This window comes from Ruegeria sp. F11, from assembly GCF_056533855.1.
Genome location: NZ_JBQFOW010000005.1, coordinates 109,923 through 125,259 on the forward strand (window position 1 = coordinate 109,923; position 15,337 = coordinate 125,259).

The following is a 15,337-nucleotide window of genomic DNA, read 5'->3' on the forward strand; positions in this document are numbered from 1 at the left end:
AAGTTCCTCTCGTCGGTTCGGATCGCGGGGTCATACCTTCCGCAGATGTTCAAAAACGCCCAGCCAATTGGCCCAAGCGCGAAATTTTGAGCGATGCGTGCAATTCGCCGGTCGCATTCGTTTGATCAGTGGCTATATTCAATAGAACAGGAGGCCACATGACACGCACGCTTGCCCTTGTTTTCTCGGCACTATTCCCGCTGGTCGCGCTGGCCGCGGACGGGTCTGCCCCTGCGGACGACGCCTTTGTGCGCCCGGCAGGTGACAGCACGCTGGACGAGTTTTTGTGGGTCAACCGGCCCATTGTGGTTTTTGCCGACACCCCGGCAGACCCCCGGTTCCAGCAGCAGATCGACATGCTGACCCAAGGCGAGGCGGCGATGCGGGATCGCGATGTGGTCGTGCTGACCGATACCGACCCGTCGGCGCGGTCCCCGATCCGGTCGCAGTTGCGCCCGCGCGGGTTCCAGATGGTGTTTGTCGACAAGGACGGGGTGGTCAAGCTGCGCAAACCCAGCCCCTGGAGCGTGCGCGAGATTGGCCGGTCCATCGACAAGACCCCCCTGCGCGAACGCGAGATTCGCGAACGGCGCGAGGGCGGCTGAGCGCTTTCGCCACGCCCCCGGCCCCCGGCGACAGGCGCCGGGAAGCAACGGGGATATGACAAAAGCGCGGTCATGATCATTCGAACTCGATAATCACGTCGTCCACGGCAAGGCTGTCGCCTGCGCCCGCGTTGATCTTGGCGACCTTGCCCTTCTTCTCGGCGCGCAGGATGTTTTCCATCTTCATCGCCTCGATGGTGCAAAGCGCCTGACCCTCCTGCACTTCCTGACCGACTTCGACGTCGACCTTCACGACAAGGCCAGGCATCGGGCAGAGCAGCATTTTTGAGGTATCGGGCGGTAGTTTCTCGGGCATCAGCCGGGCCAGTTCGGCCTGACGCGGGGTGCGCAAATGCACTTTCACGTCCGCGCCCCGGTTGCGGATGCGGAACCCGCCCGAGATCTTGCCCACCTTCAAAACCAGCGGGCTGCCGTCCACATCCAGCACCGCAAGTTGATCACCCGGGGTCCAATCCGATGCGACGCGCATCGCGGTGCCATCCGCAAAGGTCACGGTCGAACCGTCCTTGTCCGCATCAATACCAACCGAGAACTCATGCCCCTGCAGGGTTACAACCCAATCCGAGCCAACCTTGCGTTCGTGGTTATCCATGCGCCCCGACACACGGGTGCGACGAATTTCTGCCACCCGGTGCATGGCAGCGCATGAGGCGGCGATACGGCGCAGATCACCCTCGGGCAGTTCAACACCTTCGAACCCGTCGGGGTATTCCTCGGCGATGAAAGCGGTGGTCATGTCGCCTTTGATGAAAATCGGATGATCCATCACCGCCGACAGGAAGGGCAGATTGTGGCCGATGCCTTCGACCTCAAAACTGTCCAACGCCACGCGCATCGCCTCGATCGCCTGATCACGGGTCGGGGCCCATGTGCAGAGTTTGGCGATCATCGGGTCATAATACATGCTGATCTCGCCGCCTTCATAGACACCGGTATCGTTGCGCACCGCCGCAGGCCCTTCGGGCGCATCGCCCTGCCACTTGCCGTTGACCAGCATCGGACCAGCAGCCGTTTCCTGCGGTGGGCGATAGCGGGTCAGACGACCGATCGAGGGCAGGAAGCCGCGATACGGGTCCTCGGCATACAGACGGTTTTCGATGGCCCAGCCAGTCAGGGTTACGTCGTCCTGCGTGATGGTCAGTTTCTCTCCTGCCGCCACGCGGATCATCTGCTCCACCAGATCGACGCCTGTGATCAACTCGGTGACGGGATGTTCCACCTGAAGACGCGTGTTCATTTCGAGGAAGTAGAAGTTCTTCTCACCATCGACGATAAATTCCACCGTCCCGGCACTGGCATAGTTCACGGCCTTGGCCAAGGCGACCGCCTGTTCGCCCATGGCCTTGCGGGTTTCCGGGTCAAGGAAGGGCGACGGGGCCTCTTCCACCACCTTCTGATTCCGGCGCTGGATCGAACACTCGCGTTCACCCAGATAAATGCCGTTGCCGTGGCTGTCGCATAGAACCTGAATCTCGATATGACGCGGCTGGGTTACGAATTTTTCGATGAAGATACGGTCGTCACCAAAGGAATTCGCGGCCTCGTTCTTGGAGGACTGGAAGCCCTCGCGCGCTTCGTCATCGTTCCACGCAATCCGCATCCCCTTGCCGCCGCCCCCGGCGCTGGCCTTGATCATCACCGGATAACCGATGTCGTTCGAGATTTTCACGGCCTCATCGGCATCCTCGATCAACCCCATATAGCCGGGCACGGTCGAAACCCCCGCATCCTGCGCGATCTTCTTCGAGGTGATCTTGTCCCCCATACTCTCGATCGCACCGACCGGAGGCCCGACGAACGCAACACCTTCAGCATCCAACGCCTCGGCGAATTTCGAGTTCTCGGACAGGAAGCCATAGCCCGGATGTACCGCCTGCGCGCCGCTTTGACGGATGGCATCCATCACCTTGTCGATCACGATATACGACTGGTTGGCGGGCGGCGGGCCGATATGCACCGCCTCATCCGCCATCGAGACGTGCAGTGCGTTCTTGTCCGCATCCGAATAGATTGCGACGGTACCGATACCCATCTTGCGGGCGGTCTTGATGACCCGGCAGGCGATCTCGCCCCGGTTGGCGATCAGGATCTTGTTGAACATGGAACGTCCTTTGTCTTGGTGTTCTGGAAACGCAAAACGCCGCCGCGGGGCGGTGACCCCACGACGGCGTGATGCGCGATGGCGGACGGGACGGCGCGCGCCCCGGAAAAACTTGGTTTAGTTACAGGTGTTCTGCGTCTTGCAGTAGAGCACGTTGCCCGCAGCACCGACGGCTGCGCCCAGCAGCGGATCGGCGTTGAGGACTGCCGCCCCAACCGCGCCTGCGCCGCCGCCCAGAATTGCCTGCTCACCCGTGGTGTCGCCACAGGCGGCAAGGCCCGCACAGGTCGCCACGGCAAGAATGAGTCGTGAGAATTGCATGTTATCTGCCCCTTCAGGTTTCTTGATTCACTGACGTGCACTTGCCGGAACAAGCCCTTGTTATTCAATATCAGAGGCCGAACTCGCAGGTTTTGCGCAGGATTACGCCAGTCCGGGCGTGGGGCGCACCCAAAGAAAAACGCGGACAGGACATTGTGGGGAACACAAGCCTGCCCGCGGAAGGAAGGGGTACGGAATAGTAGGTGCATGTGCGACGCAGGCAAAGTAGAGCCGCACGGCCCGACCAGAATGCACAGCACAATCGAAGCCGCAAACACAGTATTGTTTCCAAGAGATTTTCCGGCTGGAAACCGCCCATTGGGCTGAAATCCGCGCAACTTCGTGCCGACACCGTTTTGTGAACCGAACCGGGTGCAACCGCCCTGATCTGTCACGTTTCTGTTACATGCGGCGCTGTGACTGAGCTCTTTTGCGCATGCAGCATCACGGCGCTTACTGTGACTTCCGACAAAAATCTCATTGCCATGCAGAAGGTTAACCGATCTGTTCACCCAGCCGTGATTTCTAAGCGATTCCAATGCACTTTTCCTTGAGAAGTCGCGTGACTTTCGTCCCGTTCTCGTGATTTCCCTCGCTGACATTTGCGTGAAATTTTGCGTGTGCACACTCGCACACAAGGAAACACCCATATGATTATAAAGAGAAAAAAGGCAATTCTGCTTGCTGCCTCTGCGTTTAGTGTGACCAGCACGCTCGCTTTTGCCCAGGATGCAGGGACTCAGGCCGAATTGGATGAGTTGCGCCTGCGCATCGAAGCCCTCGAATCCCAGGGGCCCGGTTCGACCCCCGGCGAATTCAGGATCGGAAACACCACGCTTGACGTGTACGGCTATGTCAAAGCCGACTTCTTCTACGACTTTGACTTCGACCAGGGCGACACTGCGTTCGTGAACGTTGTGGGCGAGCCCTCGGCTGCCACAAGCGGCACGTTTGGTGCCACCGTTCGTCAGTCGCGGATCGGTTTGCTGACCACAACGCCCAGTGCCATCGGTGATATCGGCGGCCAGCTGGAGCTTGACCTGTTCGCAGGCGGTGGTGCTGCTGAACTGCGTCTGCGCCATGCCAATATCCGTATTGGCGACGAATGGCTGATCGGTCAGTTCTGGACCAACTTCCAACCGTTGGACACCTATCCGACCTCGGTTGAATTCAATGGTCCAGTGGGTATCGCTTTTGCCCGTGTCCCGCAGGTTCGCTATACCAACACAATCGGCAGCAACGCCGAGTTCGCAATCTCGATCGAAGAAAATGTCGGCGGCTCGAACTCGGATGACCCCGTTTTCACAGCCTCCGCGGAATACAACGATGGTACGTACATTGCCCGTGGTGCCGTGCTGTACGGTAAAGCCGAAGGTGGCGGTGTCGAGGTTGACCAAACCGGTCTGACATTGTCGGGTTCGGCCCGTCTTTGGGAAGGCGGCCTGTTCCAGGTCAACTACGTGACGGGTGAGGCGCTTGGCCCCTGGCTGATCGGTCTGGGTGATGCGGTTGTCGGTGGCGAGGCCAACGACGTCGACGGTTTCACCGTCGAACTGCGGCAACAACTGGGTGAGAAATGGAACGTCGGTATCGCCTACGGCTACGAGGACTACGACCTGCCGACCTCGACCGGCACGCTGTCCTTTACCGAGCTTGAGACGATCCACGTCAACGCCTTCTACCAGGCCACCGAGTCGCTGACACTGAGCGCCGAGTACATCTATGGCGAACGCAATGACACGATCTCGGGTCAGGATTTTGACGCCAGCCGGGTTCAGGTTGCGGCGCAGTTGAACTTCTGAACACATAACACGACCCTGCCCCCTTTGGGGCGGGGTCCTCGACGGGACGATCCCCGCGCGATGATATGCGACAGCCGCGTTCACGCTTAGCCCATTCTATCGAAAATATCGGGGAAGGATTGCCGCGCCGCGTCCAGATCAATCACCAACAGCGCGTTGTAGCTGGCAGCATCAAAGGGGTCTTCGGCCGGTACGACCTCGCGCTCGAACAGCCAGCTCAGCCGGCCCGCATCCAGATTGCCCCGCTCGAACGGCTGATCGCCGAAATGTTCCCACAATGCCTCAAAGAACGCCGCGTCGGCGCGTCGATCTGCTGGTTTGCGGTCGCGAAACCGCTCACGGCGGGTTAGCGGCGTGACGCCTTTGGGATTAGCCCGACGAATGGTGAACTGATAGTCGGTGCCGGGCAGACGTCCGGGAAATCCGCGATGTTTCAGCATGTCAGCCCCCCAATTCCCGATAGGTTCAGCTTGAAAGGGAAATGGCAGCCGCACAGGGATGAAATCACAACGCGCACCTCCGAAGCTGCATCGCTTGTCCGAAATGTCATGGCCTCATGAACGTATGTCACCAGAGCCCCTCCCAGATGCATCCGGACTGATCCAGCCGATAGGTTTCGAAAAACTGGGTCGCATCCGGCGCGGCATCGCCAAATTCCACCGGACGATCAGACAAAGAGATGACCACGCGCGCCGGTTCCAGTTGATGCTTTGCGACATAGGCCACGGCCAGCGTCTGGCACAAATGTTCCATGTCGTTCGAGGCCACGTCATGACCGATCCGACCAACTGACGCACCTATCTTAGGCGCGATAAAGCGGAACCGCAGCCATAGCTCGCCGGGATTGTTGTCCAACAGAACGTCGCTCAGCTCCACAGGCTGCCCCGATGGGACAGGCAGCAAGGCTTGGGCCGACGCAGATGAGCCGAGAATCGAGATCATCAGACATATGGCGCGACCCCGGACCCGCCACTGGCAGGCTCCTCCTTCCGGGGTCGCGCGCGCAGTGCTGTTGGCCTGCGCAGTTCTATGTCTGATGGGGCGGATCATTCGTCTATTTGGCGGCTGTTGTCAAACATGCCTCAGTCTGAGGTTTTTGTTTAACAACCCACTTGACCTTTCCGAGATTGGTTTGAGGCGGCATCCGCCACCCCAAACAGAGTTACAGCGGAATATTATCGTGCTTTTTCCATGGGTTCTTCAACTGCTTGCCTCGCAAGCTTGCGAACGCACGGGACACACGGCGGCGGGTCGACTGCGGCATGATCACCTCATCCACAAAACCGCGCTCGGCGGCGACGAAGGGATTCGCAAAACGATCTTCGTAGTCCGCAACGTGCTGAGCCGTCTTTTCCGCATCTGCCAGATCCGCGCGGTGGATGATCTCGGTCGCGCCCTTGGCGCCCATTACCGCGATCTCAGCAGTCGGCCAGGCATAGTTGAAATCGCCGCGCAGATGCTTGGACGCCATAACCACATATGCGCCGCCATAGGCCTTGCGGGTGATCACGGTAACCTTTGGCACCGTCGCCTCGCCATAGGCATAGAGCAGCTTGGCACCGTGCTTGATCACGCCGCTATATTCCTGCTGTGTCCCCGGCAGAAAGCCCGGCACATCCACAAGCGTCAGGATCGGAATCTCGAAACAGTCGCAGAAGCGCACAAACCGCGCCGCCTTGCGCGAACTGTCGATATCCAGACACCCGGCCAGAACCATCGGCTGGTTGGCGACAACACCGACGGTCTGCCCCTCCAGCCGGATGAAGCCGGTGATGATGTTCTTGGCAAAGTCTTCCTGAATTTCGTAAAAGTCGCCCTCATCCGCAATTTTGGTGATCAGTTCCTTCATGTCATAGGGCGTGTTCGGGTTGTCCGGCACTAGCGTGTCCAGCGACGTTTCCACCCGGTCTGGCTGGTCAAAGAACGGACGCACCGGGGGTTTCTCACGGTTGTTGAGCGGCAGGAAATCGACCAGACGCCGTACCTCGGCCAGCGCCTCGACATCATTTTCGAATGCGCCATCGGCGACCGAGGATTTCTTGGTGTGGGTTGAAGCCCCGCCCAGTTCTTCGGCCGTCACGACCTCGTTGGTGACGGTTTTCACCACATCGGGTCCGGTCACGAACATGTAGGACGAGTCTTTGACCATGAAGATGAAATCGGTCATCGCCGGGCTATAGACCGCACCACCTGCGCAGGGCCCCATGATCACGCTGATCTGAGGCACCACGCCCGAGGCGGTGATATTGCGCTGGAACACTTCGGCATATCCGGCCAACGAGGCCACGCCTTCCTGGATTCGCGCCCCGCCCGAGTCGTTGATCCCAATGATCGGCGCGCCGTTCTGCATCGCCATATCCATGATCTTGCAGATCTTCTGGGCGTGGGTTTCAGACAGCGAGCCGCCAAAAACCGTGAAGTCCTGACTGAACACATAGACCATGCGCCCGTTGATCGTGCCCCAGCCGGTGACGACCCCATCCCCGGCATGCTGTTGTTTTTCCATTCCGAACTCGGTGCAGCGATGGCTGACGAACATGTCGAACTCTTCAAAGCTGCCTTCATCCAGCAACAGCTCGACACGCTCGCGCGCAGTCAGCTTTCCACGCGAATGCTGCGCGTCGATCCGCCTTTGCCCGCCACCCAGCCGGGCGTCGTTGCGGCGATCTTCAAGCTCGGAAAGGATGTCTTTCATGGCGATAGTCCCCTTTGAAATTTGGACGGACCCTACCTGTTCCGCCTCGGACCCCAAAGAAGTTTTCGGCAAATTTGCATAATTTTAGCAATTCAACTCTTGAAAAGTGTAAAATTGCTAAGTTTCAGCATGATACAACTTAGGTGTCTGGCTTTCGTCAGCACGCTGACTATACATGTGAACCATGCAGTTCAGCTTGTCCTCGGTTCACCGTACCCCACCCACAATAACCACACTTGTATTGCTTTCCGGGCTGTCCGCCCTGAGCATGAACCTGTTCCTGCCAAGCTTGCCCAACATGGCACTGTATTTCAACACCGACTACAAGGTCATGCAGCTGTCGATCGCCCTCTATCTTCTGGTGAACGCAGCCCTGCAAATCCTGATCGGCCCGATTGCGGACAAGGCCGGGCGCAGACCGGTTTTGCTGTGGGGGCTGGCGCTGTTTCTACTGGCGACCCTTGGTTGCATCTACGCCCCAAATGCCGAGGTTTTTCTGGCCTTCCGAATGTGCCAGGCCGTTGTCGTGGTCGGCATTGTTCTTAGCCGGGCGGCTGTGCGCGACCTGTATGATCAGGATCAGGCTGCTTCGATGATCGGCTATGTCACGATGGGAATGGCAGTTGTTCCCATGATCGGCCCGGCCATCGGCGGCGTGTTGGAGGAATCCTTCGGCTGGAAAGCCAATTTCTGGCTGCCCTTCGCGGTGGGCGCGCTGGCCTTATTCCTGACCTTCACCGATTTTGGAGAAACCTCGGCCAAAAGCGGGAAGACCCTTCTGCAGCAATTCCGGGAATACCCCGAATTGCTGACCTCCCCCCGGTTCTGGGGCTATTCGCTGTCCTCGGCGTTTTCCTCGGGCGCGTTCTTCGCCTATCTCGGCGGCGCGCCGTTTATCGGCACCGAGTTGTTCGGCCTCAGCGCCGTTGAGGTCGGCGTCTATTTCGGTGCACCCGCGGTGGGATACTTTCTGGGCAACTTCATCAGCGGCCGGTATTCGGTGCGCTTCGGCGTGAACCGGATGGTGTATTGGGGGTGCTGGCTGAATGCGGCAGGCGTTGCAATCTCGGCCGTTTTGTTCCTGGCGGGGTTGGGCACCGCGCTCAGCTTTTTCGGCTTCATGACCTTTGTGGGCATCGGCAACGGCATGACCATTCCCAACGCCACCTCGGGCGCGTTGTCCGTGCGCCCTCATTTGGCGGCGACGGCATCAGGGCTGAGCGGGGCGATCATGCTGGGCGGCGGCGCAGGCTTGAGCGCGTTGGCCGGAGCGCTACTGACCAAGGACACCGGAGCCATGCCGCTGCTTTGGCTCATGCTGGCAACCGCTGTTTTGGCCATCTGCGCGATTGCAACTGTTGTCTGGCGCGAACGGCAACTGGGCTTGTAACGCCGCTTGCCCTTCGGGCTTTGCAAAGTTAGCTTGCGCTCAAAGAAAAGTTGCAAAGGCACCGCATGGCAACCCAGAAACTCTATGCAGGGGCGAAACTGCGCGAGATGCGCACGCGCCTGGCCCTGACTCAAAAAGAATTCGCCGCCAAGCTGGGCGTGTCGCTCCCATATGCCAATCAAATGGAGAACAACAACCGTCCGATATCCACCACGGTCGTACTGGCGCTGGCACAGGAATTCGGCATGGATGTCACCGAGCTCAGCACCGGCGACAGCGAACGCCTGGTGTCGGACATGCGCGAGGCTTTGGCGGACCCGGTTTTTGCCGATGCCATCCCGCCGCTTGCCGACCTGCGCTTGACGGCCAGCAACGCCCCGGCGCTGGCCCGCGCCTTTATCGAACTGCACAGGACCTACCGCCAGACCCATGAACGCCTTGCTTCACTGGACGAGGCTTTGGGCCGCGAAGACGCCCGCATTCAGGCCAGCCCCTGGGAAGAGGTGCGCGACTTCTTTCACTATTGCGACAACTACATCGACGCGGTGGACCGCGCGGCGGAGCTTTTCGCACGACGCGCTGAAGGTTCTGGCGGCGTCCGTCAGGCGGCGCTGACTGGCCTGTCCGAGCGCGGCATTCAGGTCATGTTCACGGATATGGCCCCGCTGCGGAGCTATGACGCCGAAAGCAAAATCCTGCGCCTGTCCTCACGCGCAGCACCTCAGACGCAAGTGTTTCAGTTGCTGCTGCAGATGGCGCTGATCAATCAGGACCAACTGCTGGAAGCAACGCTGGACTTTGCCAAGTTCCAGAGTGACGAAGCCCGGTCAATCGCCAAGATCGGCCTGGCAAATTACTTTGCCGGGGCTTCGCTGATGCCCTACGCGAACTTCCTGGCCGCCGCGCAGGAAGACAGGCATGACCTCGAATTGCTCAGCAACCGGTTCGGTGCCTCGATCGAGCAGGTCGCCCACCGCCTGTCCACGCTGCAAAGACCGGGCGCAAAGGGCATTCCGTTTTTCTTCGTGCGCGTCGATCAGGCGGGCACGATCACCAAACGCCACTCGGCTACACGCCTGCAGTTCGCCCGCTTCGGTGGGGCCTGTCCGCTGTGGAACGTGCACCGCGCCTTTGAAACCCCCGGTCACTTCCTGCAGCAACTTGCCGAAACACCCGACGGGGTACGCTATATCTCTCTGGCGCGGGACGTGTCGAAATCAGGCGGTTCATTCGGCGCACCTGTCCGGCGCTACGCCATCGCGCTGGGATGCGAAGTGCGCCACGCTCCGGCTTTGGTCTATGCGGACAACCTCGACATCAACAACTCCAGCGCATACGAGCCCATCGGCATCTCGTGCCGCATTTGCGAACGGCAGACCTGCCACCAGCGCTCGGTTCCGCCGCTGGAACGCCGCCTGACGATCGACACCCATACCCGCGGCACGTTGCCCTACGAAGTCACCTGATCTTCTTCTGTTCAAAAATACCTCGGGGGAGTCGCGGCCTGCCGCGACGGGGGCAGAGCCCCCGCCCCTTGCTCAGGCCCTGGACAAGATCGCCCAGATCTCATCCTTGAGACCGGCCCGCTTCTTGCGCAGTTCAACCTCGGCCAGTTCCTCCATCGGCTCGATATTGGTTTCGGCCTTGTGCACGACGCGATTAACCTCGTGATATTCGTCTGTCAGACGGGCAAAATGCGCGTCCGACTGCTTGAGCTGGCTCATCAGTTCGACCTTGTCGGGGAATTCTTCGGCCAGTTCATGCGGGGTGTGGGACATTCCTGTTCGCTCCTTCATTTATCGTTGCAAATCAATGGTAATAGCATCTCGGAGCCGTCACCTTGACCCGGATCAAATGGCCGCTGACATCGAAGGAATTTAGCGTTTGGACGCCCGCCACCCGGCCGCCCGAGCCTCGGCCCGGGAACAGAACCAGCGTTCGCCCTTGCTGGCGTTGATTTTGGTTTTCCAATAATAGCGCTGGCCCGGCACGTGATAGATTTTCTCGCCCTTGGACGAAATATTGCCTTTGATCTTGCAAGGCTGGGTCACCGTCTGCCCCGACGCCCGATGCACCCACGGCAACAGAACCTGCGAGGCATGCAGCCCAGCTGAGCGGGACCTGGCGGCGTTTTCGGCAGCCACGTACTCATCCGAGTATTTACGATACGCAAAGGCCAGACCGCCCTGAACCAACTGCCGGCCAGCATCCGCGCCATCGACGTAACACCGCGCAACGACACGGCCATAGCGATCCCGATCCAGCGGTTCACACCGCGCCATGCTGCCCTGAAACTGCTTACGAACGACAGAGGTCGCCCACGCCCCGCAGGGCCAGTCAGAGCCATTTTCATCACGGCAGGTCTGATCCAGTTCCGGAGCATCTATGCCGTGCAGGCGCACCCGGATGCCCCCAATGTCCCACGTATCCGCGTCGATGACATCCACCTGCCCTTTGAGCAGATCAGCGGCAGCCGCAAAGGCTGGAAAAGCGAGAACAAAAACCAAACAAAGTCTTAACATATCCCTGATATGCGCACCGTAGCGGGCGCATTCAACTGGGTCTGTTAAGAAAGGTTAACGCTGGGCCGTCGCCCAGGCCGGGTGAATCCACGGGCGGTCATTGGCTTTCGGCAAGGCATCCCGACCCAGCAAATGGTCCGAGATTTTCTCGCCCACCATGATCGACGGCGCGTTCAGATTGCCATTGGTGATCTGCGGGAAGACCGAACTGTCCGCGACACGCAGCCCTTCCACTCCGATCACCCGCCCTTCGGGATCGACCACCGCATTTCGGTCGTCGGCGCGACCCATCCGGCACGTTCCGCAGGGGTGATAGGCGCTTTCGGCATGTTCGGCGATAAAGCTGTTCAGATCCTCGTCTGTCTGAACCTCGGCCCCCGGCTGGATCTCTTTGCCCGCAAAAGGCTTGAACGCGTCCTGCCCGAAGATTTCGCGCGTCAGGCGGATGCAAGTGCGGAAGTCCTCCCAATCCTGTTCATGGCTCATGTAGTTGAAACGAATAACCGGCGCGTCCTCGGCCTGGGCCGAGCGCAACGTCACCGCCCCGCGCGAAGGTGAGCGCATCGGGCCGACATGGGCCTGAAACCCGTGCCCCTCAGCCGCCGCCTGACCGTCATAACGCACGGCCATGGGCAGGAAGTGATACTGAACATCGGGGTATTCCACCCCCGGTTTCGACCGCACAAACGCGGCACTTTCGAACTGGTTCGAGGCTCCAAGCCCGGTTTTGGTGAACAGCCACTGCGCCCCGATCAAACCCTTGCTGAACAGGTTCCAGTGTTTATACAGCGTGATCGGCTGCAGCGAGGCCTGCTGGATGTAAAGCTCCAAATGGTCCTGAAGGTTGGCGCCAACGCCGGGTCGGTCGGCAACCACGTCGATACCGTGCTCGGCCAGATGCGCAGCCGGGCCGATGCCCGATAGCATCAACAACTTGGGCGAGTTGATCGACGAGGCGGCCAGAACCACCTCGCGCCGGGCGCGGATGATTTCGGTTTTACCGCCGCGCACCAGTTCCACTCCGGTCGCACGCCCGTCTTCCATCACGACGCGCGCGGCCAGGCCGCGGACAATATCGCAGTTGTTCCGCTTCAATGCGGGCTTCAGATACGCGTTTGCCGCCGACCAGCGCCGTCCTTTCCAGACGGTCTGCTCCATCGGGCCGAAGCCTTCCTGCTTTTCGCCGTTATAGTCGCCGGTGATCTCGTAGCCTGCCTGCTGGCCCGCATCGACAAAGGCCTGAAACAGCGGGTTTTCGCGCGGGCCGCGCGACACATGCAAGGGACCATCGGTGCCGCGCCATGTCGGGTCGCCCCCGTGACCGCCATGGTGCCAGGTTTCCATCCGCTTGTAATAGGGCAGCACATCCGCATAGGACCAGCCATCGGCCCCCATCTCGGCCCAGGTGTCGAAATCGCGGGCGTGGCCGCGCACGTAGACCATCCCGTTGATCGAGGACGACCCGCCGATCACCTTGCCGCGCGGGCAGGCCAATTCGCGGTTATTCAGATGCGGCTCAGGCTCGGACTTGTAGCCCCAATCGTACATCGACATGTTCATCGGATAGCTCAGCGCGGCGGGCATCTGGATGAACGGCCCGGCATCCGAACCGCCATGTTCGATCACCAACACCGACGCCCCGGCCTCGCTGAGGCGATAGGCCATCGCGCAACCGGCGGACCCCGCGCCGACGATGACAAAGTCTGCTTCCATTATCGTGTCTCCGGTCCCGCGCGGGGCGCGAGTATTTTTGAAAAGATGAAGGGGTTATTCGCCGCGCGGGAAGCGCTGGCTTTCCTCGACGATGTTCAGGTCCATGTGGTTGCGCATGTACCGTTCCGACGCTTTTTGCAGCGGCTGGTAATCCCACGGGTAATATCCGCCTTGCCGCAGCGCCTCGTACACCACCCAGCGGCGGGCCTGGCTGGCGCGCACGTCGGCATCAAAGCGGTCAAGGTCCCATCGAGCCTCGGACTTGGCGCGCAGCGTTTGCAGGGTCCCAGCGTGTTCGGTCTTGTCCGCAAGGTTGGTCAGTTCATGCGGGTCAGTTTCAAGGTCGAAAAGCTGATCAGGGTCCAGCGCGCAACGGTTGTATTTCCATTTGCCATAGCGCAGCGAGACCAGCGGCGCGTAGGATGCCTCGGCGGCGTATTCCATTTTGACCGGCGCGGTGCGTTCAACACCCTGCGCCAGCGGCACAAGATCTTCTCCGTCCGTCCACGGCGCGATCTCGGCCATGTCAACGCCCGACAGCGCGCCCAGCGTCGGGGTCACGTCGATTGTCGAAACCGGCGTTTCGATACGTCCTGCGGGCATGTCCGGGGCCGAAATCATCAGCGGCACGCGTGAGGAGCCTTCGAAGAAGGTCATCTTGAACCACAGCCCCCGCTCGCCCAGCATATCGCCGTGATCCGAGACGAAGAGGATGATCGCCTCTTGCCGCGTGGTCTCAAGCACCTCAAGGATTTCGCCGATCTTGTCGTCCAGATAAGAGATATTGGCGAAATAGGCGCGGCGGGATTTGCGGATGTCTTCCCGTGTGATGTCAAAGCTGCGCCAGTCATTGGCATCGAAAATCCGCTTGGAATGCGGGTCTTGGTTGTCATAGCCGAGGTCCGCGACCTCAGGCTCCAGATGCGCGCAATCCTCGTAGAGATCCCAGTATTTGCGCCGTGCCACGTAAGGGTCATGCGGGTGGGTGAAGCTGACGGTCATGCTCCACGGGCGACCGTCCTTGCCACGCGCCAGATCATAGAGCTTGGCTTTGGCGTGATAGGCGACCTCGTCATCATATTCCATCTGGTTCGAGATTTCGGCGACGCCCGCGCCCGTCACCGAGCCCATGTTGTGATACCACCAGTCGATCCGCTCACCCGGTTTGCGATAGTCGGGCGTCCAACCGAAATCGGCGGGGTAGATGTCGGTGGTCAGGCGATCCTCGAACCCGTGCATCTGGTCGGGGCCGACGAAATGCATCTTGCCGCTGAGGCAGGTGTAGTAACCCGCGCGGCGCAGATGGTGCGCGTAGGTGGGGATATCGCTGCGGAACTCGGCGGCGTTGTCATAGACTCCGGTGCGCGAGGGCAACTGGCCCGACATGAAGCTGGCCCGACCCGGAGCGCACAAAGGCGAGGCGGTGTAAGCGTTGGCAAACCGCGTTGACCGTTCGGCCAGTTTCTTCAGGTTCGGCGCATGCAGCCAGTCGGCGGGACCGTCGGGAAAGAGGGTGCCGTTGAGCTGATCCACCATCAGGATCAGAATGTTCGGTTTTGTCATTTTCCAGCCTCGAGCAGAGTGTTGAGGACACGCATCGCGTGGTTCACGGCCAGTTGCGGCTCTTCCGGGGCGCTGAGGGCGGCGCGGATATACAGCCCGTCGATCATGGCGATCATGTTTTCCGCCGCCTCGACCGGATCGTCGATGATGGGGCGCAAAGCGCAAATCAGGTTCGAGCGGATGCGGGACTGATAAACCTGCCACAGGCGCAACGCGTCATCATTGGTCTGAGCCAGCACATAGAAAGTCATCCACGCGGCGATCACGTCAGGCGTAAAGCATGAGGGCGCAAAGCAAGCGCGGATGATCGCCTGCGCTCGTTCATTGGGTGGGGCAGATTTAACCTCGGCCCGGGCTACGTCGCCGAAATCGGACAGGATCTGGCGCATCGCGGCCAGAAATATCTTGTCCTTGCCGCCGAAATAATGATGCGCCAACGCGCTGGACATGCCCGCGCGTTTGGCGATCTGGCTGACAGTGACATCCAGCGATTTCTGCACGCCCAGTTCGGCAATCGTTGCGCGAACGATCGCTTCGCGGCGGATCGGCTCCATTCCGACTTTAGGCATCGCGTTCCCCTGACCAGACTTTACGGAAAGGCAGG

General features: G+C 60.1%; 14 protein-coding genes. 4 read left to right on the plus strand and 10 right to left on the minus strand.

Going from position 1 to position 15,337, the window contains the following annotated elements; translation table 11 throughout:
* Positions 1 to 158: 158 nt before the first annotated feature.
* On the plus strand, positions 159 to 605 hold the full coding sequence (locus tag ACR0NJ_RS08095) for a DUF4174 domain-containing protein (protein WP_480816622.1): 447 nt from the start codon (positions 159 to 161) through the stop codon (positions 603 to 605).
* A gap of 76 nt (positions 606 to 681) precedes the next feature.
* Here the strand turns inward: ACR0NJ_RS08095 and ACR0NJ_RS08100 are convergent, their stop codons facing one another.
* Both ACR0NJ_RS08100 and ACR0NJ_RS08105 read right to left on the minus strand, forming a co-directional pair.
* The gene (locus tag ACR0NJ_RS08100; protein ID WP_480816623.1) at positions 682 to 2,727 is read right to left on the minus strand and encodes an acetyl-CoA carboxylase biotin carboxylase subunit; all 2,046 of its coding nucleotides are present in this window, start codon (positions 2,725 to 2,727) and stop codon (positions 682 to 684) included.
* Positions 2,728 to 2,844: 117 nt separating this feature from the next.
* Positions 2,845 to 3,048 carry a hypothetical protein gene (locus ACR0NJ_RS08105; protein ID WP_480816624.1) on the minus strand — a complete coding sequence of 68 codons (204 nt, stop codon included), beginning with the start codon at positions 3,046 to 3,048 and terminating at the stop codon, positions 2,845 to 2,847.
* 701 nt (positions 3,049 to 3,749) lie between these two features.
* On the opposite strand from ACR0NJ_RS08105, the gene ACR0NJ_RS08110 reads away from it, so the two are divergent.
* Positions 3,750 to 4,850 (plus strand): DcaP family trimeric outer membrane transporter, encoded by a 1,101-nt coding sequence (locus ACR0NJ_RS08110; RefSeq protein WP_480816625.1) that lies wholly within the window; start codon positions 3,750 to 3,752, stop codon positions 4,848 to 4,850.
* A gap of 86 nt (positions 4,851 to 4,936) precedes the next feature.
* On the opposite strand, the gene ACR0NJ_RS08115 is transcribed toward ACR0NJ_RS08110, so the two are convergent.
* From ACR0NJ_RS08115 to ACR0NJ_RS08125, 3 genes are all read right to left on the minus strand, one after another.
* On the minus strand, positions 4,937 to 5,290 hold the full coding sequence (locus ACR0NJ_RS08115) for a hypothetical protein (RefSeq protein WP_480816626.1): 354 nt from the start codon (positions 5,288 to 5,290) through the stop codon (positions 4,937 to 4,939).
* A 127-nt stretch (positions 5,291 to 5,417) separates the two neighbouring features.
* Complete coding sequence (locus tag ACR0NJ_RS08120) at positions 5,418 to 5,792, minus strand: DUF6497 family protein (RefSeq protein WP_480816627.1); 375 nt, start codon at positions 5,790 to 5,792, stop codon at positions 5,418 to 5,420.
* 220 nt (positions 5,793 to 6,012) lie between these two features.
* A complete protein-coding gene (locus ACR0NJ_RS08125) occupies positions 6,013 to 7,545 on the minus strand; it encodes an acyl-CoA carboxylase subunit beta (protein ID WP_480816628.1) in 1,533 nt (510 codons plus the stop codon).
* Between the two features lie 184 nt (positions 7,546 to 7,729).
* On the opposite strand from ACR0NJ_RS08125, the gene ACR0NJ_RS08130 reads away from it, so the two are divergent.
* On the plus strand, positions 7,730 to 8,935 hold the full coding sequence (locus ACR0NJ_RS08130; RefSeq protein WP_480816629.1) for a multidrug effflux MFS transporter: 1,206 nt from the start codon (positions 7,730 to 7,732) through the stop codon (positions 8,933 to 8,935).
* Positions 8,936 to 9,000: 65 nt separating this feature from the next.
* Complete coding sequence (locus ACR0NJ_RS08135; RefSeq protein ID WP_480816630.1) at positions 9,001 to 10,401, plus strand: helix-turn-helix domain-containing protein; 1,401 nt, start codon at positions 9,001 to 9,003, stop codon at positions 10,399 to 10,401.
* A gap of 72 nt (positions 10,402 to 10,473) precedes the next feature.
* On the opposite strand, the gene ACR0NJ_RS08140 is transcribed toward ACR0NJ_RS08135, so the two are convergent.
* The 5 genes from ACR0NJ_RS08140 to betI form a co-directional block, all read right to left on the minus strand.
* On the minus strand, positions 10,474 to 10,713 hold the full coding sequence (locus ACR0NJ_RS08140; RefSeq protein WP_480816631.1) for an HP1242/YdcH family protein: 240 nt from the start codon (positions 10,711 to 10,713) through the stop codon (positions 10,474 to 10,476).
* Positions 10,714 to 10,812: 99 nt separating this feature from the next.
* Complete coding sequence (locus ACR0NJ_RS08145) at positions 10,813 to 11,442, minus strand: thermonuclease family protein (RefSeq protein ID WP_480816632.1); 630 nt, start codon at positions 11,440 to 11,442, stop codon at positions 10,813 to 10,815.
* Between the two features lie 69 nt (positions 11,443 to 11,511).
* Complete coding sequence (betA, locus tag ACR0NJ_RS08150; protein WP_480816633.1) at positions 11,512 to 13,170, minus strand: choline dehydrogenase; 1,659 nt, start codon at positions 13,168 to 13,170, stop codon at positions 11,512 to 11,514.
* A 54-nt stretch (positions 13,171 to 13,224) separates the two neighbouring features.
* On the minus strand, positions 13,225 to 14,733 hold the full coding sequence (gene betC / locus ACR0NJ_RS08155; protein ID WP_480816634.1) for a choline-sulfatase: 1,509 nt from the start codon (positions 14,731 to 14,733) through the stop codon (positions 13,225 to 13,227).
* Positions 14,730 to 15,302 carry a choline-binding transcriptional repressor BetI gene (gene betI / locus ACR0NJ_RS08160; protein WP_480816635.1) on the minus strand — a complete coding sequence of 191 codons (573 nt, stop codon included), beginning with the start codon at positions 15,300 to 15,302 and terminating at the stop codon, positions 14,730 to 14,732. Before betI ends, betC begins: the two co-directional genes overlap by 4 nt.
* Positions 15,303 to 15,337: the final 35 nt, after the last annotated feature.

Coding starts and splice junctions, on each gene's coding strand:
- ACR0NJ_RS08125 (WP_480816628.1), bottom strand. CDS start 7,545: ATGAAAGACATCCTTTCCGAGCTTGAAGATCGCCGCAACGACGCCCGG.
- betC (WP_480816634.1), bottom strand. CDS start 14,733: ATGACAAAACCGAACATTCTGATCCTGATGGTGGATCAGCTCAACGGC.
- ACR0NJ_RS08130 (WP_480816629.1), top strand. CDS start 7,730: ATGCAGTTCAGCTTGTCCTCGGTTCACCGTACCCCACCCACAATAACC.
- ACR0NJ_RS08095 (WP_480816622.1), top strand. CDS start 159: ATGACACGCACGCTTGCCCTTGTTTTCTCGGCACTATTCCCGCTGGTC.
- betI (WP_480816635.1), bottom strand. CDS start 15,302: ATGCCTAAAGTCGGAATGGAGCCGATCCGCCGCGAAGCGATCGTTCGC.
- ACR0NJ_RS08140 (WP_480816631.1), bottom strand. CDS start 10,713: ATGTCCCACACCCCGCATGAACTGGCCGAAGAATTCCCCGACAAGGTC.
- ACR0NJ_RS08115 (WP_480816626.1), bottom strand. CDS start 5,290: ATGCTGAAACATCGCGGATTTCCCGGACGTCTGCCCGGCACCGACTAT.
- betA (WP_480816633.1), bottom strand. CDS start 13,170: ATGGAAGCAGACTTTGTCATCGTCGGCGCGGGGTCCGCCGGTTGCGCG.
- ACR0NJ_RS08100 (WP_480816623.1), bottom strand. CDS start 2,727: ATGTTCAACAAGATCCTGATCGCCAACCGGGGCGAGATCGCCTGCCGG.
- ACR0NJ_RS08105 (WP_480816624.1), bottom strand. CDS start 3,048: ATGCAATTCTCACGACTCATTCTTGCCGTGGCGACCTGTGCGGGCCTT.
- ACR0NJ_RS08135 (WP_480816630.1), top strand. CDS start 9,001: ATGGCAACCCAGAAACTCTATGCAGGGGCGAAACTGCGCGAGATGCGC.
- ACR0NJ_RS08120 (WP_480816627.1), bottom strand. CDS start 5,792: ATGATCTCGATTCTCGGCTCATCTGCGTCGGCCCAAGCCTTGCTGCCT.